This is a genomic window from Caloramator fervidus (genome assembly GCF_900108045.1).
Taxonomy (GTDB): domain Bacteria; phylum Bacillota; class Clostridia; order Clostridiales; family Caloramatoraceae; genus Caloramator; species Caloramator fervidus.
On record NZ_FNUK01000013.1, the window covers coordinates 1 to 22,494 of the forward strand.

21 protein-coding genes and 13 tRNA genes are annotated in these 22,494 nt (G+C 33.9%); 31 read left to right on the forward strand and 3 right to left on the reverse strand.

All coding sequences use genetic code 11. From position 1 onward, the window contains the following. On the forward strand, positions 1–274 hold a 274-nt coding region (locus C4R78_RS09575; RefSeq protein WP_242971203.1), incomplete at its 5' end, for a transposase. A gap of 24 nt (positions 275–298) precedes the next feature. Here C4R78_RS09575 and C4R78_RS05535 read toward each other — a convergent pair. Further along, on the reverse strand, positions 299–490 hold the full coding sequence (locus C4R78_RS05535; RefSeq protein WP_103896100.1) for a hypothetical protein: 192 nt from the start codon (positions 488–490) through the stop codon (positions 299–301). Positions 491–601: 111 nt separating this feature from the next. Between C4R78_RS05535 and C4R78_RS05540 the strand changes: the two genes are divergently transcribed. The 13 genes from C4R78_RS05540 to C4R78_RS05600 all read left to right on the forward strand — a co-directional run bounded on the left by C4R78_RS05540 (position 602) and on the right by C4R78_RS05600 (position 16,803). Continuing rightward, positions 602–1,192, forward strand: coding sequence for a lytic transglycosylase domain-containing protein (locus C4R78_RS05540; protein WP_242971204.1), 591 nt, complete (start codon positions 602–604; stop codon positions 1,190–1,192). A gap of 12 nt (positions 1,193–1,204) precedes the next feature. Next, the gene (locus tag C4R78_RS05545; RefSeq protein WP_103896102.1) at positions 1,205–2,548 is read left to right on the forward strand and encodes a patatin-like phospholipase family protein; all 1,344 of its coding nucleotides are present in this window, start codon (positions 1,205–1,207) and stop codon (positions 2,546–2,548) included. A 75-nt stretch (positions 2,549–2,623) separates the two neighbouring features. Beyond that, positions 2,624–3,358, forward strand: coding sequence for a pseudouridine synthase (locus tag C4R78_RS05550; protein WP_103896103.1), 735 nt, complete (start codon positions 2,624–2,626; stop codon positions 3,356–3,358). A gap of 41 nt (positions 3,359–3,399) precedes the next feature. Next, on the forward strand, positions 3,400–5,595 hold the full coding sequence (gene pcrA, locus C4R78_RS05555; protein WP_103896104.1) for a DNA helicase PcrA: 2,196 nt from the start codon (positions 3,400–3,402) through the stop codon (positions 5,593–5,595). A 1-nt stretch (position 5,596) separates the two neighbouring features. Further along, positions 5,597–7,594, forward strand: coding sequence for an NAD-dependent DNA ligase LigA (ligA, locus tag C4R78_RS05560; RefSeq protein ID WP_103896105.1), 1,998 nt, complete (start codon positions 5,597–5,599; stop codon positions 7,592–7,594). Between the two features lie 33 nt (positions 7,595–7,627). Next, positions 7,628–7,915 carry an Asp-tRNA(Asn)/Glu-tRNA(Gln) amidotransferase subunit GatC gene (gene gatC / locus C4R78_RS05565; protein WP_103896106.1) on the forward strand — a complete coding sequence of 96 codons (288 nt, stop codon included), beginning with the start codon at positions 7,628–7,630 and terminating at the stop codon, positions 7,913–7,915. Positions 7,916–7,920: 5 nt separating this feature from the next. Continuing rightward, positions 7,921–9,372 carry an Asp-tRNA(Asn)/Glu-tRNA(Gln) amidotransferase subunit GatA gene (gene gatA, locus C4R78_RS05570; RefSeq protein WP_423236636.1) on the forward strand — a complete coding sequence of 484 codons (1,452 nt, stop codon included), beginning with the start codon at positions 7,921–7,923 and terminating at the stop codon, positions 9,370–9,372. Positions 9,373–9,384: 12 nt separating this feature from the next. After that, positions 9,385–10,812 carry an Asp-tRNA(Asn)/Glu-tRNA(Gln) amidotransferase subunit GatB gene (gene gatB, locus C4R78_RS05575; RefSeq protein ID WP_103896108.1) on the forward strand — a complete coding sequence of 476 codons (1,428 nt, stop codon included), beginning with the start codon at positions 9,385–9,387 and terminating at the stop codon, positions 10,810–10,812. A gap of 446 nt (positions 10,813–11,258) precedes the next feature. Continuing rightward, the gene (locus C4R78_RS05580; RefSeq protein WP_103896109.1) at positions 11,259–12,179 is read left to right on the forward strand and encodes an ABC transporter permease; all 921 of its coding nucleotides are present in this window, start codon (positions 11,259–11,261) and stop codon (positions 12,177–12,179) included. Positions 12,180–12,191: 12 nt separating this feature from the next. Further along, entirely contained in the window at positions 12,192–13,121 is a 930-nt protein-coding gene (locus C4R78_RS05585; RefSeq protein WP_103896110.1) for an ABC transporter permease, read from the forward strand. 10 nt (positions 13,122–13,131) lie between these two features. Continuing rightward, positions 13,132–14,142, forward strand: a complete 1,011-nt coding sequence (locus C4R78_RS05590) for an ABC transporter ATP-binding protein (protein ID WP_103896111.1) — start codon at positions 13,132–13,134, stop codon at positions 14,140–14,142. Beyond that, positions 14,142–15,116, forward strand: coding sequence for an ABC transporter ATP-binding protein (locus C4R78_RS05595; RefSeq protein WP_173689745.1), 975 nt, complete (start codon positions 14,142–14,144; stop codon positions 15,114–15,116). The genes C4R78_RS05590 and C4R78_RS05595 overlap by 1 nt, the downstream gene beginning before the upstream one ends. 55 nt (positions 15,117–15,171) lie before the next feature. Continuing rightward, positions 15,172–16,803 (forward strand): ABC transporter substrate-binding protein, encoded by a 1,632-nt coding sequence (locus tag C4R78_RS05600; RefSeq protein ID WP_103896113.1) that lies wholly within the window; start codon positions 15,172–15,174, stop codon positions 16,801–16,803. A 12-nt stretch (positions 16,804–16,815) separates the two neighbouring features. Here C4R78_RS05600 and C4R78_RS05605 read toward each other — a convergent pair whose 3' ends face one another. Then, positions 16,816–16,977 (reverse strand): hydroxymyristoyl-ACP dehydratase, encoded by a 162-nt coding sequence (locus C4R78_RS05605; protein ID WP_103896114.1) that lies wholly within the window; start codon positions 16,975–16,977, stop codon positions 16,816–16,818. Beyond that, complete coding sequence (locus C4R78_RS05610; RefSeq protein WP_103896115.1) at positions 16,952–18,304, reverse strand: hypothetical protein; 1,353 nt, start codon at positions 18,302–18,304, stop codon at positions 16,952–16,954. The genes C4R78_RS05605 and C4R78_RS05610 overlap by 26 nt, the downstream gene beginning before the upstream one ends. A 119-nt stretch (positions 18,305–18,423) precedes the next feature. On the opposite strand from C4R78_RS05610, the gene C4R78_RS05615 reads away from it, so the two are divergent. From C4R78_RS05615 to C4R78_RS05695, 17 genes are all read left to right on the forward strand, one after another. After that, complete coding sequence (locus tag C4R78_RS05615) at positions 18,424–19,398, forward strand: AIR synthase family protein (RefSeq protein WP_103896116.1); 975 nt, start codon at positions 18,424–18,426, stop codon at positions 19,396–19,398. A gap of 11 nt (positions 19,399–19,409) precedes the next feature. Continuing rightward, positions 19,410–20,192, forward strand: a complete 783-nt coding sequence (rph, locus tag C4R78_RS05620) for a ribonuclease PH (RefSeq protein WP_103896117.1) — start codon at positions 19,410–19,412, stop codon at positions 20,190–20,192. Continuing rightward, positions 20,158–20,775 carry an XTP/dITP diphosphatase gene (locus C4R78_RS05625; protein ID WP_103896118.1) on the forward strand — a complete coding sequence of 206 codons (618 nt, stop codon included), beginning with the start codon at positions 20,158–20,160 and terminating at the stop codon, positions 20,773–20,775. The genes rph and C4R78_RS05625 overlap by 35 nt, the downstream gene beginning before the upstream one ends. Further along, positions 20,772–21,242 (forward strand): metallophosphoesterase family protein, encoded by a 471-nt coding sequence (locus C4R78_RS05630; RefSeq protein ID WP_103896119.1) that lies wholly within the window; start codon positions 20,772–20,774, stop codon positions 21,240–21,242. The genes C4R78_RS05625 and C4R78_RS05630 overlap by 4 nt, the downstream gene beginning before the upstream one ends. 95 nt (positions 21,243–21,337) lie before the next feature. Then, positions 21,338–21,413: transfer RNA gene (locus C4R78_RS05635), tRNA-Pro, on the forward strand. 60 nt (positions 21,414–21,473) lie between these two features. Continuing rightward, a tRNA-Gly gene (locus C4R78_RS05640) sits at positions 21,474–21,547 on the forward strand. 5 nt (positions 21,548–21,552) lie between these two features. Then, positions 21,553–21,629 (forward strand) — tRNA-Arg (locus tag C4R78_RS05645). 5 nt (positions 21,630–21,634) lie between these two features. Next, positions 21,635–21,711 (forward strand) — tRNA-His (locus C4R78_RS05650). A 6-nt stretch (positions 21,712–21,717) separates the two neighbouring features. Continuing rightward, positions 21,718–21,793 (forward strand) — tRNA-Gln (locus C4R78_RS05655). 3 nt (positions 21,794–21,796) lie between these two features. After that, positions 21,797–21,872, forward strand: a tRNA-Lys gene (locus tag C4R78_RS05660). Positions 21,873–21,884: 12 nt separating this feature from the next. Beyond that, positions 21,885–21,968, forward strand: a tRNA-Leu gene (locus C4R78_RS05665). A 5-nt stretch (positions 21,969–21,973) separates the two neighbouring features. Next, positions 21,974–22,049, forward strand: a tRNA-Gly gene (locus C4R78_RS05670). Positions 22,050–22,054: 5 nt separating this feature from the next. Next, positions 22,055–22,128: transfer RNA gene (locus C4R78_RS05675), tRNA-Gly, on the forward strand. Positions 22,129–22,133: 5 nt separating this feature from the next. Next, positions 22,134–22,210: transfer RNA gene (locus C4R78_RS05680), tRNA-Arg, on the forward strand. Between the two features lie 11 nt (positions 22,211–22,221). Next, positions 22,222–22,297 (forward strand) — tRNA-Lys (locus C4R78_RS05685). Positions 22,298–22,321: 24 nt separating this feature from the next. After that, positions 22,322–22,398: transfer RNA gene (locus C4R78_RS05690), tRNA-Arg, on the forward strand. Between the two features lie 8 nt (positions 22,399–22,406). Further along, positions 22,407–22,482, forward strand: a tRNA-Lys gene (locus tag C4R78_RS05695). The last annotated feature ends 12 nt before the right edge of the window (positions 22,483–22,494 follow it).

The following is a 22,494-nucleotide window of genomic DNA, read 5'->3' on the forward strand; positions in this document are numbered from 1 at the left end:
AACCATAGAGAGGGTATTTGCTGACTTGAAGGAGAAGCATGGTTTGCGATGGACAACACTAAGAGGGATAGAAAAAGTGTCCATGCAAGCGATGCTTGTTTGTGCTTGCTTTAACTTAAAGAAGATGGCAAATTGGATGTGGAAGAAGGGACAAAACGGCCCTGGAAAGGGCAAAAATTTCTTTGTATTTATAAAATATTTATCAAAAATGCTTGTAAAAATACTCAAACCCCACTTTTCGTTTTTTGAAAAGTGGGGTTTGTCGACGGTCTGACCCGTCCTATAAGGACGGGAATTTTTATATAAAAGGTAAATTTTGTGATGGCTTGTTGAGGTTTTCAGGAACTGAAGTTTCATCGAATATTTCAAAGTCTATTCCGCTCTTTGGACCTTCAGGCCATAAAAGGGCGTTATTGGTTCTTTCTATTATTGGATATCCTAATTCTTCTGGAGTAAATATGTCAAAATCCTTTGGGTAAGGGATTTTCATAGCACCACCCCTTTTTTATAATTATTATGTGAAAATTTTAGGATTAAATTCAAAAAATTTTTAGTAAAAAAGCAAAATGCAATATGCTATAATAAAACTGAGGTGGTGTTTGTGAAAATTGAGGATTTAGCAAAAATTTTACAAATTTATATACTTCAAAGTACTTTAGCTAACAACTTAGAAGGTTCTGTTTTTTTTGATGATGTGCTAGAGTCTATTTTAAGAGAATTAAAGGGTCAAACTAAAGAAGATAACTTGAATAATAATCCTAATGATGAAGGTTTAAATATAAAGTCAATAGAGGATGCAATAAAGGCTGCCTCAAAAAAATATGGTGTTGAAGAGGCCTTAATAAAAGCAGTTATAAAGCAGGAGTCAGGATTTAATCAAAATGCTGTATCTAAAGCTGGAGCTATTGGGCTTATGCAACTTATGCCTCAAACAGCAAGGGCTTTAAAGGTAGATCCTTATAACCCTTTTGAAAATATAGAGGGAGGAGTTAGATATTTAAAAAGTCTTATTAATAATTTTAAAGGGAATAAATATCTTGCCCTTGCAGCATACAATGGAGGAATAGGAAGAATGAAAAAATTAGGTGTTGATACAATAGAGGAAATAAGCAAAATGCCAAAGGAGACAGTAAATTATGTAAAAAAGGTTATGGAAAATTATGAGAGGTATAAGTTTGAAGAAAGGGCTTAAGGGGGATATTTTATGGAAGGTTTTGGACTAGTATTAGGAGGTGGAGGAGCCAAAGGGGCTTATGAAATAGGGGTTTGGAAAGCGCTTTTAGAGCTTAATATTCCTATAAAAGCTGTTACGGGAACTTCTGTTGGAGCTTTAAATGGAGCCATGATAGTGCAAGGAGATTATGATTTGGCATATGAAGTATGGACAAACTTAAGTATAGAAAACGTAATAAACGTTGAAAAGGAAGTAGTTGCTGCAAGGGAAGGGAAAAAGAGGGTTTCTATTATAAATACAATAAAAAATTTGATAACTAATGGAGGGCTTGATATAACTCCTTTAAAGGAGATGTTAAGAAGGATTATAGATGAGAAAAAAATAAGGGAATCTAATATAGATTTTGGTATTGTAACTTTTTCTCTTAGTGATTTTAAGCCGGTTGAGCTTTTTAAAGAAGAAATACCACAGGGACAGCTTGTCGATTACCTTTTAGCAAGCGCATGCTTTCCAGCCTTTAAGCCCCACGAGATAGATAAAAAGAAGTTTATAGATGGTGGAGTTTATGATAATATTCCTTTGAATTTGATTTTAAAAAAGGATGTAAAGGATATAATAGTTGTTGACATATCTGGGATTGGGCTTGTAAGAAAGATTAATAAAAAAGACTTGAATATAATACAGATAAAGAATTCTGAAGAGCTTGGAGGAATATTAGAGTTTGATAGTGAAAGGTCAAAAAGAAATATAGAGATAGGTTATCTTGATACTTTAAAGGTTTTTGGAAAATTAAAGGGATATAAGTATTATTTTATTCCAAATGAGGAATTTGAAGAGGGGAAAAAACTTGTAAAAAATATGGATGTTGCTTATTTAAAAAAGATGTATGATTTTTTAGGCTTGGATATAGGAGCTAAAAAGGGAACTACAAATAAAATAATTCTTGATAAGATTATAAGGACCCTTCATCAGTATTCAAATGGCAAGTTATTAGCAGAAAGCATTTATCCTGCAATGCTTGAAATTACTGCAGAACAGCTTGGAATTGAAAGAGCAAAGGTTTATACCTTAGGGGAGCTTGCAAAATTGATATTAGATGAATATCAAAAAATTATAACAAGCGAAAATTATAAGAAGAATATGCCTTTTATAAATAGACTTCTTTTAACAAGAACCCAGCTAGAGTTTGATAGGGAAATTTTAAGAACAGGATTTGACAATAAAGTTTTAATATCCTATGACGCGGACATTAAAGAAAAGGATGAAAAAGTAAAAAGGTTTAGAAGGTTTATTGCTATGACTTTTCCCAAAATAGCTATATCAAATATGCTTATAGCTATTTTACTTGATATGAAGCAAAAAGCTAATGAATAGGCAGTTCCTATGGAATTGCCTTTTTTTTAATTTAAATGTAAAATCATATTGATTTTAAAGATGGAGGAGATAAAGATGAAAAAGGAAAGACTTGACAAAATACTTGCAAATTTAGGATATGGGACAAGAAAAGAAGTAAAGAAAATGGTGAAAAATGGGGAAGTAGAAGTTAATGGAGAGGTTATAAAGGATAGCTCAATTCATGTTGATCCTGAAAAAGATGAAATATTAGTAAATGGTGAAAAGGTTATATATAGGGAATTTATTTATATTATGATGAATAAACCGAAGGGCGTTATAACAGCAACCTATGATGATGTTGAACAAACCGTTCTTGACCTTGTTGATGATGAATATAGGGTTTTTTCTCCATCACCAGTTGGAAGACTTGATAAGGATACAGAAGGACTTTTGATTATAACAAATGACGGGGAGTTAAATCATCTTCTTTTATCGCCTAAAAGGCATGTTCCAAAGAAGTATTATGCAAAGGTTTTAGGCAGGGTTACAGAGGAGGATGTTAAAAAATTTAAAAAGGGTGTGGTTTTAGATGATGGGTATAAGACTTTGCCTGCTGAGCTTAATATTCTTATTACAGGGGAAGTTTCTGAAATAGAGCTTACTATATATGAAGGAAAGTATCATCAAGTAAAAAGAATGTTTGAATCTGTTGGTAAAAAAGTTATTTACTTAAAAAGAATAGAATTTGGTCCTTTAAAACTTGATGAGTCATTACATCCGGGAGAATATAGGGAGCTTTCAGAAGAAGAGGTACAGGCTTTAAAAAATGCGGTGATTAAAAAGGAATAGTTTGATATAATAAAAAGGAGTTTTCATGATGAGGTGGTATGATGTTAGATCTTAGCGCTTTAAATAAAGAGCAGAGGGATGCGGTTACAACAGTGGAGGGACCTTTATTAATTTTAGCAGGAGCAGGTTCTGGTAAAACAAGGGTTTTAACTTATAGGATTGCTTATTTGATTGAAAAAGGAATAAAACCAGAATCTATTCTTGCTATAACTTTTACAAATAAAGCAGCAGATGAGATGAGGGAGAGGGTAATAAATCTTGTTGGAGAAAAAGCAAAAAATATGTGGATAAGCACTTTTCATTCAGCTTGTGTAAAAATATTAAGAAGGGATATTGAAAGATTAGGCTTTGGAAAAAACTTTGTAATATATGATGTGTCGGATCAGGAAAAACTTATGAAGGAAGTTTTAAAGGAACTGGATTTAAATGAGAAAAATTTTCCGATAAAAGATATATTAAACAAGATAGGAAGTTTAAAAGATAGATTAATTGATGAAAAAAGTTTTTATAAAATGAGCAATAGCTTTAAAGATAAAAAAGTAGCAGAAGCTTATCTTTTATATCAAAAGAAACTAAAACAAAATAATGCCTTGGATTTTGATGATATAATTTTTAAAACTATAGAGCTTTTTAGAACCTACGAGGATGTTTTAAAATATTACCAAAGTAGGTTTAAATATATACTTGTAGATGAATATCAGGATACTAACAGGGCCCAGTATGAACTTGTAAATCTTCTTGCAAAAGAGCATAGGAATCTTTGTGTTGTAGGGGACGATGATCAGTGTATATATGGATGGAGAAATGCTGACATTAGAAATATTTTGGATTTTGAAAAAGATTTTCCTGAGGCAAAGGTTATAAAATTAGAACAAAATTATAGGTGTACAAAAAGGATTCTTGAAGCAGCAAATTGTGTTATTGCCAACAATGAAAATAGAAAGGAAAAAAGGCTTTGGACTGAAAATAAGCTGGGAGACAATATAAAGTTCTTTAGAGCAGAGACTGATCAAGAAGAGGCAAAGTTTATTGTAGATGAGATAATTAGACTAAGTAAAAATGGATATAGTTACAAAGATTTTGCTGTTCTTTATAGAACAAATGCTATGTCCCGTATTTTAGAAGAGGCCTTTGTAAGGGGAGCTGTTCCATATAAAGTTGTTGGAGCTTTTAAGTTTTATGATCGAAAAGAAATTAAGGATATTATTTCATATTTAAAGTTTATAAATAACCCTCTAGATTCTTTAAGTCTTGAAAGGATAATAAATACTCCAAAAAGAGGAATTGGAGATGCGACTGTAGCAAAAATAAAAGAAGCTGCAGAAAGAATTGGAATTCCTTTTTATGAAGCTTTAAATAATTTAAGTTTAATTGGAGGAATAGGCAAAGTAGAAAGCGCGATAAAGAAATTTACATCCCTTATGAATTACTTTATAAGCATAAAAAATCAAGTAAAAGTTTCACAGCTTATAAATGAAATTTTAGAAAAAACAGGATATTTACAAGAGCTTGAAAGGGAAGGTACTGATGAGGCTAGGGCGAGAATTGAGAATTTAAATGAGCTTTATTCTTCGGCAGTGGAATTTGAAGAAAGTTCAGAGGATAAAACCCTTGAGGCATATCTTGAGAAGATTTCCCTTATATCTGATCAGGATACTATAGAAGGGAAAACCTCTGTAACTTTAATGACTTTACATGCTGCTAAGGGACTCGAGTTCCCGGTTGTTTTTATAGCAGGTATGGAGGAAGGAATATTTCCTCATTTTTCAGCTCTAGAGGATCAAAATGAAATGGAAGAAGAAAGAAGGCTTTGTTATGTCGGAATAACAAGGGCAAAGGAGCTTTTGTTTTTAACCTGTGCAAAGCAAAGGCTTTTATTTGGAAGAACATCTTTTAACCCTGTATCTTCTTTTATAGAGGAGATACCAGAAGATATAATTGAAGATCTTTCAAAGAGAATGTCAAATTTATCAAGAATTATATATGAGGATTTAAAGCCTAAAAAGGAGCTTGCCTATACTATAGATGCAAAGGTTAAGATGCAGCCTGAAAAAACTAAAAATGATTTATATGTTAAGCTTGGGGATAAGGTTAAGCATAAGCTTTTTGGATATGGAGTTGTTATTGCTATAAAGGAAGTTCAAAGGGATAAGCAAGTTACGGTAAGCTTTGAAAAGGCAGGAGTTAAAACTTTACTGCTTTCAACTGCACCTCTTGAGCTTGTTAAGGAGGGGTAATATGGAGGATATAAAAAAGAGAATAGAAGAGCTTAGGGAAATAATAGAATATCATAATTATAAATATTATGTTGAGGACAACCCAGAAATAAGCGACTATGAGTATGATAAGCTTATGAGGGAGCTTAAAAAACTTGAGGAGGAATATCCTCAGTTTAAATCTCCAAATTCTCCCACAGAAAGGGTTGGGGGAAAACCCCTTAAAGAGTTTAAACAGGTTGAGCATGTTATTCCTATGCTTTCTCTTCAAGATGTTTTTTCCTTTGAGGAACTTAAAGATTGGCATAGTAGGGTAGTTTCAACCGTTGGAGAAGTTGAATATGTAGTTGAGCTAAAAATTGATGGATTATCTGTATCTATACTTTATGAAAATGGAGAACTTGTAAGGGCAGCAACAAGAGGAGATGGAAATATAGGTGAAGATGTAACTCAGAATGTAAAGACTATAAAAACAGTTCCTTTAAGGATAAAGGATAAGAATTTATTAGAAGTTCGAGGAGAAGTTTACATGCCTAAAAAGGAATTTGAAAGACTAAATGAAGAGCGTGAAATACTAGAACTTCCCTTGTTTGCAAATCCAAGAAATGCAGCAGCTGGTTCTTTAAGACAGCTTGACCCGAAGGTTACTGCAGAGAGAAAACTTGATATATTTATATTTAACCTTCAAAGATATTCAGGATTTAAGTTTAAAAAACACAGTGAAGCTTTAGAATATTTAAAGCAGATTGGTTTTAAAGTAAGCCCTGTAAGATATGTATGCAAAACTATAGATGAAGTAATTGAAAAGATAAAGGAGCTTGGAGAAACAAGAGGAGATCTTCCTTACGATATAGATGGAATTGTAGTAAAGGTTAATGAATTGGATAAAAGGGAAATATTAGGTCAAACAGCAAAAACTCCAAGATGGGCAGTTGCATATAAGTATCCTGCAGAAAAGAAAAAAACAAAGTTAAAGGATATAATTTTACAAGTTGGAAGAACAGGAGCTATAACTCCAACTGCTATTTTAGAACCTGTAAGAATTGCAGGAACCATAGTTTCAAGAGCAACTCTTCATAATGAGGATTATATAAGACAAAAGGATATAAGAATAGGGGATACCGTTATAGTTCAAAAAGCAGGGGAGATAATTCCTGAAGTTTTAGAGGTTGTTTTTGAAGAAAGGGATGGAAGTGAGAAGGTATTTGAAATGCCAAAGAACTGTCCAGTTTGTGGAGCTTTAGCGTTAAGGGAAGAAGGAGAGGCTATTTTAAGATGTACTAATATATCTTGCCCAGCTCAGATAAAAAGAAGTATAGTTCATTTTGCATCAAGGGATGCAATGGATATTGAAGGACTAGGTCCACAGGTTGTAAATGTTTTAATTGAAAATGGGCTTATAAAGGATGCTGCAGACCTTTACTATTTAAAGGCAGAAGATATAGAAAAACTTCCAAGGTTTGGAAAAAAGTCTGCATCTAAGCTTATTCAAGCAATAGAGAAAAGTAAAAATAATGATTTAGATAGATTTATATTTGGACTTGGAATAAGATATGTTGGATTAAAGTCTGCTAAGAATTTAAAAAAACATTTTAAAAATCTTGAAAACATAATGAAGGCAAGCATTGAAGAGCTTATGCAGGTTGAAGAGATTGGGGAAAAAATTGCAAGAAGCATTTTTCAGTTTTTCAAAGAAGAACATAATATGAAATTAATTGAAAAATTTAAAGCTGCAGGAGTTAATTTTACTTCAATTGAAAACGACGATAACGTAGAAAAAATATTTGAAGGAAAAACAATAGTTGTTACAGGAACTTTGGAAAAATTCACAAGGGATGAGGTTGAAGCCTTAATTGAAAAACTTGGAGGTAAGGTTTCATCAAGCGTTTCTAAAAAAACAAGTTTTGTTTTAGTAGGTGAAAATCCAGGAAGTAAGCTTAAAAAAGCTCAAGAATTAAATATAAGGATAGTTGATGAGGCTGAATTTATGGATATGATAAAGGATGTGAAAATGGTATAATTTATATAAATCTTAAAGGAAAGGAAGGGTAGCATGATTGTGGATAAAAATACAGTTGATTATGTTGCTAAACTTGCAAGACTTGAGTTTAGTGACGAAGAAAAAGAAAAGTTTGTAGAGGATTTTAACAAAATACTTGAGTTTGTCGAAAAGTTAAATGAAGTAAATACTGATGATGTTGAGATAAGCATATCTGCATATCCTATGTATAATGCTTTAAGGGAAGATGAGGTTAAAACATCTTTAGATGTTGAAAAGGTTCTTTTAAATGCACCTGATAAAGAAAATAACTTCTTTAGGGTTCCTAAAGTTGTTGATTAGGAGGGATAAGGATGCATTTTAAATCTGCACATGAGGTAAGGGATCTTTTAAGAAAAAAAGAAATTTCATCAGAGGAATTAACAAAACTTTGTCTTGAAAGAATTGAAAAAGTTGATGCTAAAGTTGAAGCTTTTTTAGAGGTTTTTGAAGATGCATTAGATACAGCAAAGGAAATAGATAAGAAGATTTTAAGCGGAGAGAATCTTCCTGATCTTGCAGGAATTCCTATGGGTATTAAAGATAATATATGTATGGAAGGCAAGAAGGTAACCTGTGCTTCAAAAATGCTTGAGAACTTTGTATCACCTTATGATGCAACTGTAGTTGAAAGGCTTAAGAAAAATGGAGCTGTTATATTAGGAAGGTTAAATATGGATGAGTTTGCAATGGGATCTTCAACAGAAAATTCAGCCTTTAAAAAGACTAGAAATCCTTATGATTTAGAAAGAGTTCCAGGAGGTTCCTCAGGTGGATCTGCAGCAGCAGTTGCAGCAGGTGAAGTTTATTATTCATTAGGTTCAGATACAGGAGGTTCAATAAGACAACCTGCTTCTCTTTGTGGAGTTGTTGGATTTAAACCTACATATGGAAGAGTTTCAAGGTATGGGCTTGTTGCTTTTGCATCTTCCCTTGACCAAATAGGGCCTTTTACAAGGGATGTTGAGGATGCTGCGCTTGTTTTAAATGCTATATGTGGTAAAGACGATAAAGATTCTACATCAAAAGATGTTGCTGTTGAGGATTTTACTACATATTTAAATAAATCTTTAAAGGGAGTTAAGGTAGGACTTCCAAAGGAATACTTTGGTGAAGGAATAGATGATGGGGTTAAAAAGGAAATTGAAAAGGCAATAGAAGTGTTAAAGGATCTTGGAGCTGAAGTCAAACAGATAAGCCTTCCAATGTCTCAATATGCTCTTTCTGTTTATTATATTCTTGCAAGTTCAGAAGCAAGCTCAAATCTTGCAAGATTTGATGGAATAAGATATGGGTATAGGGCAAAGGATTTTGAAGATATAATAGATTTATATGTTAAGTCAAGAAGTCAAGGTTTTGGAAGTGAGGTAAAAAGAAGAATAATGCTTGGAACCTATGCTTTATCTTCTGGATATTATGATGCATATTATAAAAAGGCTTTAAAGGTAAAAACCCTCATAATAAATGAATTTAAAAAGGCCTTTGAAGATGTGAACTTAATAGTTTCACCAACTTCTCCTTCTGTTGCATTTAAATTTGGAGAAAAATCTAGCGATCCATTAAAGATGTATTTATCAGATATTTGCACTGTTCCTGTTAATATTGCAGGACTTCCAGCAGTATCTGTACCAGTTGGGTTTTCAGATAATCTTCCTGTGGGTCTGCAGATAATAGGAAATTATTTCAAAGAAGGAGAAATAATAAGTCTTGCCCATGGAATTGAAAAGGCTCTTAATTTAAATTTAAGGCCGAATGTTTAGGAGGTGCTAAATATGGAATTTGAAGCAGTTATAGGTCTTGAGATACACGCTGAGCTTTCAACAAAATCAAAGATATTCTGTTCTTGCACAACTGAGTTTGGAGGAGAGGTAAATACTCACTGTTGCCCTGTGTGTCTTGGTCTTCCTGGAGCACTGCCTGTTTTGAATAAGGCTGTTGTGGATTATGCAATAAAGGCAGGACTTGCATTAAACTGCAAGATAAATAAAGAAACATACATGGCAAGAAAAAATTATTTTTATCCTGATGCTCCAAAGAATTATCAAATAACTCAGCATGAAACCCCTCTTTGTAGCGATGGATTTGTTGAAATAGAAACAGAAGAAGGATTGAAGAGAATAGGAATTCAAAGAATTCATATAGAAGAGGATGCAGGGAAAGCAATTCATGAGGGAGAACATTCTCTTATTGATTTTAATAGATCTGGAGTTCCTCTTATAGAGATAGTTACAAAACCGGATATGAGAAGTCCAAAGGAAGCAAGGCTATTTTTTGAAAAATTAAGATCAATTCTTTTGTATGCAGGGGTTTCCGACTGCAAAATGCAGGAAGGTTCATTAAGATGTGATGTCAATGTTTCAGTAAGGCCAAAGGGTTCAAATGAATTTGGAGTAAAAACAGAAATAAAAAATATGAATTCCTTTAAAGCTCTTGAAAAGGCTCTAGAGTATGAAATAAAAAGACAAATAAATGCCATTAAAAATGGAGAAAAGATAATTCAAGAGACAAGAAGATGGGATGAATCTAAGGGACAGACTATAGCTATGAGAAGTAAAGAAGAAGCCCATGATTATAGATATTTCCCAGAACCTGATATGGTTTATTTAAAAGTAGATGATGAGTGGATTGAAAGAATTAAAGCCACAATGCCAGAACTTCCAGACGAAAAAAAGAGAAGATACATAAACGATTATGGGCTCCCTGAATATGATGCTAATATTATAACTTCCTCTAAAGAACTTGCAGAGTTTTTTGAAGATGCTGTGTTAAACGGAGCAAATCCAAAAACTGTAAGTAACTGGATAATGGGAGAAGTTCTAAGAACATTAAATGATAAGGATATGGAAATAACGGATGTTAAGTTTACTTCAAGACAGCTTGTAAAACTTATAGAACTTGTTGAAAAGGGAACCATATCTAATACTATAGCAAAAAAGGTTTTTGCAGAAATGTTTGAAACAGGAAAGGATCCTGAAAAAATTGTGGAAGAAAAGGGGCTTGTTCAAATAACCGATGAAAATGCTATAAGGGAGATTGTAAATAAGGTTTTAGATGAAAATCCTCAATCTGTTGCTGATTTTAAAAATGGAAAAACTAAGGCTGTTGGATTTATTATAGGTCAAGTTATGAAGGCTTCAAAAGGAAAAGCAAATCCTCAGATTGTTAATAAGTTAGTTGAAGAGGAATTAAAGAAAAGATAACGCATGCTTTAGCATGCGTTATCTTTTTTATAGATTTTCATTATACCAACTATTCAAAAAATTTTTAAAATATCGCAACTATAGACTTTTAAAATTTAGAATATTTTAAAAAAAGAAGTGTATTTATGTTATAAAAATAACAATAAGTTATTACAAAAGAAAAATGCGGAGTTTAAGGCTTTTGTGTGCATTTTACAAGTTTTGATGCTTCAAAAAAGATATTGAATAAAAATTTAGGTTAAAGTATAATTAAAATTGCAGTTTTTCAAAATTTTTATAAAAATGAATGTCAAGATTAAATAACAAACGAAAATTAAATAAATAGCGAAAAAATGAGAGAAAAATATTAAAAATTTAATAAAAATTATTATTTTTAAATTTGTTAAAAATTTTAAAACAAATTAAAATAAAGTTAACAATTAGTAAAACAAGAGGGGAGAGATTATATGCTAAACTACATTATTAAGCGACTTGTAGCCAGTATTGTAACGCTTTGGGTAATAGCAACTGCTACATTTTTCTTAATGCACGCTATACCAGGAGGACCTTTTGATACTGAAAAGCCCCTTCCACCTCAAATTAAAGCAAACTTAGAGGAAAAATTTGGGCTTAATAAACCTTTATCAGAGCAGTATATGATGTATATGAAAAACTTATTAAAGGGTGACCTTGGACCTTCATTAAAGTATGAGGGTAGAACAGTAAATGATATTATTGCTTATTCATTTCCAACTTCAGCGAAACTAGGAATAGTAACAGTAATATGTTCGCTGCTTTTAGGAACTTATCTTGGAGTTACTGCAGCTTTAAATCAAGGAAAATGGCAAGATCAGCTTGTAATGGTTATTGCAACGTTAGGGGTTACGGTTCCAAGCTTTGTTCTTGCGACATTTTTAATTTACGTATTTGCTGTAAAGCTTAGTTTACTTCCTGCTATAGGATTTGAAGGACCAGAATATTATGTGATGCCGGTTATGGCCCTTGGAGGTTATTCACTATCCTTTATAGCAAGACTTACAAGGTCAAGCCTTTTAGATGTTATAAGACAAGATTATATAAGGACAGCAAAGGCAAAGGGATTGTCAAGAAATACTGTAATTTATAAGCATGCCTTAAGAAATGCATTAATTCCTATAGTAACTTATTTAGGACCGCTTACAGCAGGTATTTTAACAGGTAGCTTTGTTATAGAAAAAATATTTGGTATACCAGGTCTTGGAAGAGAATTTGTAACCGGTATTTATAACAGAGATTACAGTATGATAATGGGTCTTACAGTATTTGATAGCTTCTTGCTTATAACCTTTAACTTTATAGTTGACATATTATATGCAATAATAGACCCAAGAATTAAGCTAGAAGCGTAAGGAGGATAGAAGATGGAATACGCAAATTTTGAATTAACTAAAGAGATGTTTGAAAGGGTTCCTAAGGAAGAAAAGAATATACACGAGATAGTAAGGCCAAGCGAAACTTATTGGCAGGATGCTTGGAGAAGACTAAAAAAGAATAAACTGGCAATGGGAGGATTGTTTTTTGTAATATTTATAACTTTGTTAGCAATAATAGGTCCCTATTTATCACCATATAATTACTATTCACAGGATTTTTCAATTGCTAATCAAGGGCCAAGCAGAGCCCACTGGTTTGGAACAGACCCATTTGGAAGAGACATATTTACAAGAATTTTATATGGTGCAAGAATATCCCTTACAGTAGGTTATGTAGCAAGTATTTTAAACCTTACAATAGGAATACTTTATGGTGGAATTTCAGGATACTTTGGTGGCAAAGTTGATAATATAATGATGAGAATTGTAGATACCCTTTATGCAATTCCAATGCTTCTTTATGTTATCCTTATAATGGTTGTTATTGGTGCTGGATTAAAAAGTATAATCTTTGCTCTTGCAATAGCATATTGGCTTTCAATGGCAAGAATTGTTAGAGCTCAGGTTCTTTCATTAAAACAGCAGGAATTTGTATTGGCGGCAAAGACATTAGGTGCACCACATATGAGGATAATATTAAGGCATCTTATACCAAATAGCATTGGACCAATTATAGTAACTTTAACTTTATCAGTTCCATCAGCTATATTTACAGAAGCTTTCCTAAGCTTTATAGGACTTGGAGTATCCGCTCCAATGGCTTCATGGGGAGTTTTAGCATCTGAAGCGATGGAAACTTTATATGTATATCCATACCAGATGTTCTTCCCAGCCCTTGCAATATCATTAACTATGCTTGCATTTAACTTTCTTGGAGATGGTTTAAGAGACGCTCTAGATCCAAAGATGCGTAAGTAGGAGGTATACTATGGAGAGATTGCTAGAGATAAAAAATTTAAAAACATCCTTCTTTACACATGTTGGTGAAGTAAAGGCTGTAAGAGGCGTATCCTTTCATCTTGATAAAGGAGAAGCCCTTGGTATAGTTGGAGAGTCAGGAAGTGGGAAAAGTATAACAATGATGTCTGTTATGAGGCTTCTTGCAGATAATGGTAAAATAGTTGATGGTGAGATTTGGTTTAATGGCAGGGATCTTGTAAAGCTTTCTGAAAATGAAATGCAAAAGATAAGAGGAAATGAAATAGGTATGATTTTCCAAGACCCTATGACTTCGCTAAACCCTGTTTTAACTATAGGAGATCAGCTTACAGAACCTCTTTTAAAGCACAAAAAGATGCCTAAAGATAAGGCTATTGAAAGGGCAATTGAAATGCTAAGGCTTGTTGGAATACCAAGTCCAGAAAAGAGAATAAAGCAATATCCTCATGAGTTTTCAGGTGGAATGAGGCAAAGGGTTATGATTGCAATGGCTCTTATAAACGAACCTAAGCTTTTAATAGCAGATGAGCCTACAACAGCCCTTGATGTTACTATTCAAGCTCAAATCCTTGAACTTATGAAGGAATTAAAGCAAAAGATAAATACTTCTATAATATTGATAACCCATGACCTTGGAGTTGTTGCAGATGTATGTAATAGAATAAACGTTATGTATGGGGGGCTTATTGTAGAGACAGGAAGAACAACTGATATATTCTATAATCCAAAGCATCCATATACATGGGGGCGTTTAAGGAGTGTTCCAAATCCAAAAACCCTTGTAAAGGAAAGGTTAAAACCGATAGATGGACAACCACCAGATCTTTTAAAACCACCAGCTGGATGTCCATTTGCTCCAAGATGTGATTATGCAATGAGGGTTTGCATGACCCATATGCCTCCACTGTTTGAAGTTGGTGAACAGCATAAGGCAGCGTGCTGGCTCAATCATCCTGATGCACCAAAGGTTGAAGCACCAGTTGGAAGGAGGCATGTATAATGGAAAAGAAGGTTTTAATTAGTATAAAAAATTTGAAAATGTATTTTCCAATAAAGAAGGGACTTTTTGGAAAACAAGTAAGCTATGTTAAAGCAGTTGATGATGTTTCCTTTGAAATAATGAAGGGAGAAACGTTAGGTCTTGTTGGAGAATCAGGATGTGGAAAAACAACAACAGGAAGAACTATAATCAAGTTATATGAGCCAACTTCAGGGCATATAATATATGATGGAGTGGATATTGCAAAGTTTACTCCAACTCAAATGCTTCCTTATAGAAAAAAGATGCAGATGATTTTCCAAGATCCATATGCTTCATTAAATCCTAGAATGACTGTTGCAGATATTATAGGAGAGGCTATTGATATTCATAAATTAATGACAGGAAAAGAAAGAATGGAAAGAATACATTATCTTTTAAACGTAGTTGGATTAAACAGCGAACATGCCAATAGATATCCTCATGAATTTTCAGGAGGACAAAGACAAAGAATTGGTATAGCAAGAGCCTTAGCTGTTCAGCCTGAGTTTATAATATGCGATGAGCCAATTTCTGCTCTTGACGTTTCAATTCAAGCTCAGGTTGTAAATATGCTTGAAGATTTACAAAGGGATTTTGGATTGACTTACCTTTTTATAGCCCATGACCTTTCAATGGTTAAGCATATTTCAAACAGAGTTGGGGTTATGTATCTTGGAAAACTTGTTGAGCTTGCAGAAAGCAATGAGCTTTATACAAAGCCGTTACATCCATATACTCAAGCGTTGCTTTCGGCAATACCAATACCAGATCCTGAAGAGGCTTTATCTAAAAAGAGAATAGTTCTTGAAGGTGAAATACCTTCACCAATTGATCCGCCTCCAGGATGTAGATTTAAAGGAAGATGCAGATATGCAAAACCAATATGTGCAGAACAAGATCCAGAATTTAAAGATGTAGGCGGAGGACATATGGTAGCTTGCCACTTATATTAGTTAATATCCGGCTTTATGCCGGATAAATATACATAAAAAAAGGGGAGGAATTAAGATGAAAAAGTCAAAACTTTTCATCGTCCTCGCCTTAGTATTAGCCATAGGGGTATCATTCTTTTCAGGCTGTGCTAAGGGAGGGCAAACTGGTCAGACCATTAAGTACAACTTAGGTGCTGAACCAGCTACAATTGACCCACAATTAAACAGCGCCGTTGATGGTGCAACAGTTATTGTAAACTGCTTTGATGGTTTAACAAGACTTGATGCTAATGACAAACCAATTCCAGCGGTAGCCGAAAGATGGGAAATTTCACCAGACCAATTAACTTATAAGTTCTACTTAAGAAAGGATGCTAAGTGGACAGATGGTCAACCAGTTAAGGCACAGGACTTTGTTTATGCATGGCAAAGGGCAGTTGATCCAAAGACAGCAGCAGAATATGCATATCAATTATGGTATATAAAGAATGGTGAAGCAATAAGCGAAGGAAAAATGCCTGTTGACCAATTAGGAGTTAAGGCTTTAGATGATTATACACTAGAAGTTACATTAGAAGGACCAACACCATATTTCTTATCATTAACAGCATTCCCAACATATATGCCAGTTAGAAAGGATGTTGTTGAAAAGGATCCACAAGGATGGGCAACAAAACCTGAAACATATATTACAAATGGACCATTTAAGTTAAAAGAATGGAGACCAAAGGATGCTTTAATTCTTGAAAAGAATCCAAATTGGTATAATGCTGATAAAGTTAAGTTGCAAACTATTGAAATGAAGATGCTTGAAGACCAAACAAGCGCTCTTGCAGCATTTAGAACAGGACAGTTAGATTATATTGAATCACCACCAAGCGCAGAAATACCAAACTTATTAAAATCAGGAGAAGCTAAAGTATTCCCATACCTTGGAACATATTTCTACATCTTTAACCTTTCACCAAATGCAGAAAAGGTAGACCCAGCTGCAGCAAAGGCTATTAAGGATGTTAGAGTAAGAAAGGCGATAAACCTTGCAATTAACAGAAAGGCTATAGTTGAAAATGTAACTAAGGGTGGACAAATACCAGCAACATCATTTGTTCCAAATGGTATTCCAGATGCGGATGGAAAGGACTTTAAGAAGAAGGATTACTTCCCAGCTGAAGGTAACGTAGAAGAAGCTAAGAAGCTTCTTGCAGAAGCAGGATATCCAGATGGAAAAGGATTCCCAAAGATCACTTTAATCTATAACACAAGCCAAGGTCATCAAGCCATCGCAATGGCAATTCAAGATATGCTAAAGAAGAATCTTGGAATAAATATAGAACTTGCTAACCAAGAATGGAAGGTATTCCAAAAGACTAGAGATGAAAGAAATTATATCTTTGCAAGACATGGTTGGATAGCTGACTATGTTGACCCAATGACATTCCTTGATATGTGGGTATCAAATTCAGGACAAAACAACATAGGATACAACAATCCAGAATATGATAAGAAGATAGCAGCAGCAAAGAAGGAAGCAGATCCTGCAAAGAGAATGCAACTTCTTCATGAAGCTGAAGATATCCTTATGAATGATATGCCACTTGTTCCACTTTACTATTATACAAATATTGCATGTGTTAAGGATTATGTAAAGGACGTGCATAAGTCAGTTCTTGGATTTGTTTACTTTGAAAATGCTTATATTCAAAAATAAAAAATAAACCCGCTATTTAGCGGGTTTATTTTTTTCAGGAGGGGTTTTTCTTGGTGTATAATATGCACATTGACTTTCTTGACTTAGTATGCTTTGGGTTATACTTATATGCTCTAGACTGCATTTGCCATCCACTTCATAAATACAGTTAGCTGAGCAGTTGATGTTGGTCATCTTCTTCCCTCCTGGTATTATTATTTCCATCATCCGTTAAATCTATTAATAATAAGCTTGCATATAATGAAAATTCGTTGTTTACTTTCTTAGATGGTTTGTATATAGGAATAAGGTTGTTGTTTATTTTTAATGATTTTACAAATACAGGCGCTAAGTTAACATCACTATAAAGAGGGATTTTTTCATCAATTTCTATTGTATATCCGTTAAATTCTGTTTTTCTATCTACGGTAGAGGCTATTATTGATTCTAATATTTTTGTAATGAATGAATTTAGTATGTTTAGCATCTTTTTATCTTCATTTAGCTTACAATATAAGTATAGGCCCTTAAATATTTCAGCTATATCTTTTGAGGAATATTTTATTTCTTCTTCGTTAATGAATGTGGCGGTGTTTTCGTCGAACAGTTCCATAACTTGGTTTATAATTTTTTCGGCTGAATTTTTAAATTTTTCTATTTTGGTTAAGGTATATCCTTCCATTAAAGAGGAGGAAGCTCTAAAATGGGTTGTGAGGGAGGCTGCAAGGAAGTTATTTGGGGACTTTTCAACTTCGCCGCTTATTTTTATCCTTGATTCTATTTCAGCACAGCTTAAAGTTATAAGTTCTTTTAATATTGAGTCTTCTTTTAAAACTTTTGAACACCTATATAAGGAAGAAACTATGAAGGATAAGTATCTTGTTGGAAGTTCTAAGATAAAGTTAAAGTTTTCATATATAAATTTAAATATTTTTTCGGCTTCGTTTAGATATATTTTTTCTTCACCTTCTATTAGCATACCATAGGTTAAAAAGGCTTCATATACCAATATTTGGTCAAGTAAGTTATAGTCTATATCTTTTTTTATCTTTAGTTTTTCATCTATATACTTTGTTTTATCTTCAACATTTATAAATAAACCATCCTTATTTCTCATGTATGCTGTTAAAAAGTCTAAAAAATTTTTAACTTGTTTTTTTATTATAAAGTCATTGGCTTTTGTTGTTGGAATGAGTTTTAATAAGTTTATCATAGATAAAATTGCAAATACTTGAGCTTTGACTGTTATTTCTTTTTTAAAAGAATTAAAATCCCAAACATATTTTCCAGGATTTATTATTTCAGAGGGGGCTTGAGAGAAAATTGGTTTTGCTTCTTTATATATGCATTTTATGGGCATTAAGTTTTCTACTAAAAATTTATCCTCTTGACCTGTTTCTTCGTTTATATAATTTAATTCTTTTTCGTTAAAAAAATATGGGACTCCACATCCTGATAAAAAAAGGGTCCAAAGGATATTGTTTTTTGAATAATATTTTAATTTTTCGTTTATATTTATCATTTTCATCACCGCAAATAAAGTTCTATTAATATAATATGAAAAAAGGACAAGCAATGTTACAAAAGCGTTTAATTTTTGTTTGTAAAATTATATAATATTAATGGAATGGGGGTAAAAATATGGATATTGGAAAGTTGCCAAATGATGTTCTTAAGGAAAAAATTTTAAGAAAAATAAGAAAAATAAATGATGAGGTTGTTTTAACTCCTTCTATTGGAGAGGATTGTGCAGCTGTTAAATTTGGAGATGAATTTTGTGTTATAACTTCAGATCCTGTAACGGCTGCTACTAAGGATATAGGAAAAATTGGAGTTATTATAAATAGCAATGATATTGCTTCTTCAGGAGTAAGGCCTTTAGGCATTACTGTGACTCTTCTTGCTCCACCTTATGCAAAAATTGAAGATATTGAAGCTATAATGGAGGATGTTATAAAAACATGTGAGGAATTTAATATAGATATTTTAGGAGGACACACAGAAATAACAGATGCGGTAAATAGGTATGTTTTATCTATAACAGCTATTGGAAAGGGTAAAAGTATAGTAAAAACAAAGGGAGCAAAAGTTGGTGACGATGTAGTGATGACTGGTTTTGCAGGTCTTGAAGGAACTTACATTATTGTAAATGAATATTATGATAAATTACTTTCAATTATTGATAAAGATATTTTAGATAGTGTTAAAAAACTTCAAATATCAATTAGTGTATTAAAGGCTGGATTGATAGCAGGTGAATTTAAAGTAAATTCAATGCATGATGCTACAGAGGGTGGAATATTAGGTGCCCTTTGGGAAGTTGCAAATGCAAGTGATAGAGGAATTTATATTTATAAAGATAAGATACCTGTTTTAAATGAAACAAAGATTATATGTAAGTCATTAAATATAGACCCTTATAAATTGATATCAAGTGGAGCAATGATTATAACAACCGAAAAAGGAGAAGAGCTTGTAAAAAAATTGAATGAATATGGCATACATGCAGCTATTATTGGAAAAATAACAGAAAAGGGATGTATTATAAATGATAATGGTATTGAGTATGAGATAGAAAAACCACTGTCGGATGAAATATACAAAGTAAAATTTTAAGGAGGAATAAAATGAGGGTTGATGGAAGAGATAATTTAGATTTAAGAGAAATTAAAATAACAAGAAATTATATAAAACATGCAGAAGGGTCTGTTTTAGTAGAATTTGGAGATACAAAAGTTATATGCACTGCTTCAATAGATGATAAGGTTCCGCCTTTTTTAAAAGGAACTGGTGAAGGATGGATAACTTGTGAATATGGAATGCTTCCAAGGTCAACAAAGGATAGAAAAACAAGAGAATCTGCAAAAGGGAAAATAGATGGGAGAACAGCGGAAATTCAAAGGCTTATAGGTAGGGCCTTGCGTTCTGTGGTTGATCTTTCTAAGATAGGGGAAAGAACTATATGGATAGATTGCGATGTAATTCAAGCAGATGGTGGAACAAGAACAGCATCAATAACAGGTGCTTTTATAGCTTTAGTTGATGCCATAAATAAATTAGATGAAATGGAAAAACTTTCAGTATATCCTATTAAAAATTTTGTTGCAGCTGTCAGCGTAGGAATAGTTGATAATGAGGTTTTATTAGATCTTTGCTATGAAGAGGATTTTAAAGCAACGGTTGATATGAATGTAGTTATGACTGATAAGGGAGAATTTGTTGAGATTCAAGGCACAGGAGAAAAGCTTCCGTTTAATAAAGAGCAGCTTGAAGGCATGCTTTCTGCTGCAAAAAAGGGGATAGATGAGATAATAAAGATACAAAAAGAAATTTTAGGTGGTGCAGCAGCAAGGATAGGAGAGGAGGAGGTTAAAGTTGAAGTTCTCGAAGATAATTCTAGCCAGCAATAATCCCCATAAAGTTGAGGAGATTAAAAGTATATTAGGAAAGTATGGAATATATGTTTTATCTTTAAAAGAAGCAGGAATTGAAATTGAAATTGAGGAGGATGGAAAAACTTTTGAAGAAAATGCATTAAAAAAAGCAAGGCAAGTTTATAAGATTACTAAAACTCCGTGTATTGCTGATGATTCAGGACTTGAAGTTTTTGCTTTAAATGGAGCGCCTGGTGTTTATTCTGCAAGATTTTCTGGAGAACATGGGAATTATAAAAAGAATAATCAAAAGCTTTTAGAACTTTTAAAAGATGTGAAGGAAGAGGATAGAGGAGCAAGGTTTGTAAGCGTAATTGCTTTTATAGATGATAATGGTGAAGAAATTTTAGCAAGAGGAGAAGTGTATGGAAGTATAGGTTTTGAGGAAAGAGGAACAAATGGATTTGGATATGATCCTTTGTTTATTATTCCATACCTTCAAAAAACCTTTGCGGAGCTTTCATCAGAAGAAAAAAATAGTATAAGCCACAGAAAAAAAGCATTAGATAAATTTTTGGATTTATTTGAGAAAAAATATCTTAAGGGGGAAGGTGTGTGAAAGTAGGTATAGTAAGCGATACCCATAAAAATTTGGCTATGTTAGATAAGGCTATAAAGAATCTAGGAGAAATTGAACTTTTAATACATCTTGGGGACTGTATAGAAGATGTTAAAAATATAAAGGATAAATATGCATTTGATGTAGTATATGTTGCTGGCAATAATGATAATACCTTAGAGAATACAGAAAAGATTATAAAAATAAGTGGGAAGAAAATACTATTAACCCATGGGCATAAGTATAATGTTTATTTTGGTTTAGAAAGACTTTATTTTAGAGCATTAGAAAAAGAAGCAGATTTAGTTTTATATGGCCATACCCATGTTCAAAATATTGAATGGATTAATAATATATTATTTATAAATCCAGGAAGCACCTCTTTGCCTAGGGATAAAGCTGCAGGGTGTATAAAGATTGTGTTTGATGAAAAAGGGGATTTTGAAGTGTTTACATATAGATTTTAAAAACAAAAAAATTTTTTTAAAAAAGTATTGACATATAAAATATTCTATTGTATACTCTATAGTGTCGTCGGGCGGTGACGACGACAAGACAAAGTCGGGGTGTGGCGCAGATGGGAGCGCGCGTGGTTTGGGACCATGAGGTCGCAGGTTCAAATCCTGTCACCCCGACCATGATAAACAAAAAGTGCTTGACAAAAATAAAAAATATGATATGATAAAATATGTCGGTGCGCGGGTGTAGCTCAATGGTAGAGCACCGGCCTTCCAAGCCGGTTACGTGGGTTCGATTCCCATCACCCGCTCCATATAAGCGCCTTTAGCTCAGCTGGATAGAGCAACGGCCTTCTAAGCCGTGTGTCGGGAGTTCGAATCTCTCAAGGCGCACCAATGTGGTGGATATAGTTCAGTTGGTTAGAGCGCCAGATTGTGGCTCTGGAGGTCGTGGGTTCGAGTCCCACTATCCACCCCATAACGTTGGGCAGTCGCCAAGTCGGTAAGGCACGGGACTTTGACTCCCGCATTCGTAGGTTCGAGTCCTACCTGCCCAGCCATGTGAGCCACTAGCTCAGTTGGCAGAGCACAAGACTTTTAATCTTGGTGTCCGGGGTTCGATTCCCCGGTGGCTCACCAATTTTTTAATGTGCGGGCGTGGCGGAATTGGCAGACGCACTAGACTTAGGATCTAGCGCCTCGTGCGTGGGGGTTCAAGTCCCTCCGCCCGCACCAAATTTGCGGGAATAGCTCAGTTGGTAGAGCGTCACCTTGCCAAGGTGAAAGTCGCGGGTTCGAGTCCCGTTTCCCGCTCCAAATGTGCGGGTGTAGCTCAATGGTAGAGCACCGGCCTTCCAAGCCGGTTACGTGGGTTCGATTCCCATCACCCGCTCCATATAAGCGCCCTTAGCTCAGCTGGATAGAGCAACGGCCTTCTAAGCCGTGTGTCGGGAGTTCGAATCTCTCAGGGCGCACCAATATTGAATGTGGGCCATTAGCTCAGTTGGTAGAGCACCTGACTCTTAATCAGGGTGTCCTGGGTTCGAGTCCCCGATGGCCCACCATTTTAATTTTAAATACATAGTTGAGCGCCCATAGCTCAGCTGGATAGAGTTACAGACTTCGAATCTGGAGGTCGTAGGTTCGAGTCCTACTGGGCGCACCAGATAGCGCGGGCCATTAGCTCAGTTGGTAGAGCACCTGACTCTTAATCAGGGTGTCCTGGGTTCGAGTCCCCGATGGCCCACCATTAAAACCACCA

Excerpts from the sequence above, each read along its gene's own strand:
- C4R78_RS05535 (WP_103896100.1), bottom strand. The coding sequence starts at position 490 with ATGAAAATCCCTTACCCAAAGGATTTTGACATATTTACTCCAGAAGAA.
- C4R78_RS05545 (WP_103896102.1), top strand. The coding sequence starts at position 1,205 with ATGGAAGGTTTTGGACTAGTATTAGGAGGTGGAGGAGCCAAAGGGGCT.
- C4R78_RS05550 (WP_103896103.1), top strand. The coding sequence starts at position 2,624 with ATGAAAAAGGAAAGACTTGACAAAATACTTGCAAATTTAGGATATGGG.
- pcrA (WP_103896104.1), top strand. The coding sequence starts at position 3,400 with ATGTTAGATCTTAGCGCTTTAAATAAAGAGCAGAGGGATGCGGTTACA.
- ligA (WP_103896105.1), top strand. The coding sequence starts at position 5,597 with ATGGAGGATATAAAAAAGAGAATAGAAGAGCTTAGGGAAATAATAGAA.
- gatC (WP_103896106.1), top strand. The coding sequence starts at position 7,628 with ATGATTGTGGATAAAAATACAGTTGATTATGTTGCTAAACTTGCAAGA.
- gatB (WP_103896108.1), top strand. The coding sequence starts at position 9,385 with ATGGAATTTGAAGCAGTTATAGGTCTTGAGATACACGCTGAGCTTTCA.
- C4R78_RS05580 (WP_103896109.1), top strand. The coding sequence starts at position 11,259 with ATGCTAAACTACATTATTAAGCGACTTGTAGCCAGTATTGTAACGCTT.
- C4R78_RS05585 (WP_103896110.1), top strand. The coding sequence starts at position 12,192 with ATGGAATACGCAAATTTTGAATTAACTAAAGAGATGTTTGAAAGGGTT.
- C4R78_RS05590 (WP_103896111.1), top strand. The coding sequence starts at position 13,132 with ATGGAGAGATTGCTAGAGATAAAAAATTTAAAAACATCCTTCTTTACA.
- C4R78_RS05595 (WP_173689745.1), top strand. The coding sequence starts at position 14,142 with ATGGAAAAGAAGGTTTTAATTAGTATAAAAAATTTGAAAATGTATTTT.
- C4R78_RS05600 (WP_103896113.1), top strand. The coding sequence starts at position 15,172 with ATGAAAAAGTCAAAACTTTTCATCGTCCTCGCCTTAGTATTAGCCATA.
- C4R78_RS05605 (WP_103896114.1), bottom strand. The coding sequence starts at position 16,977 with ATGACCAACATCAACTGCTCAGCTAACTGTATTTATGAAGTGGATGGC.
- C4R78_RS05610 (WP_103896115.1), bottom strand. The coding sequence starts at position 18,304 with ATGATAAATATAAACGAAAAATTAAAATATTATTCAAAAAACAATATC.
- C4R78_RS05615 (WP_103896116.1), top strand. The coding sequence starts at position 18,424 with ATGGATATTGGAAAGTTGCCAAATGATGTTCTTAAGGAAAAAATTTTA.
- rph (WP_103896117.1), top strand. The coding sequence starts at position 19,410 with ATGAGGGTTGATGGAAGAGATAATTTAGATTTAAGAGAAATTAAAATA.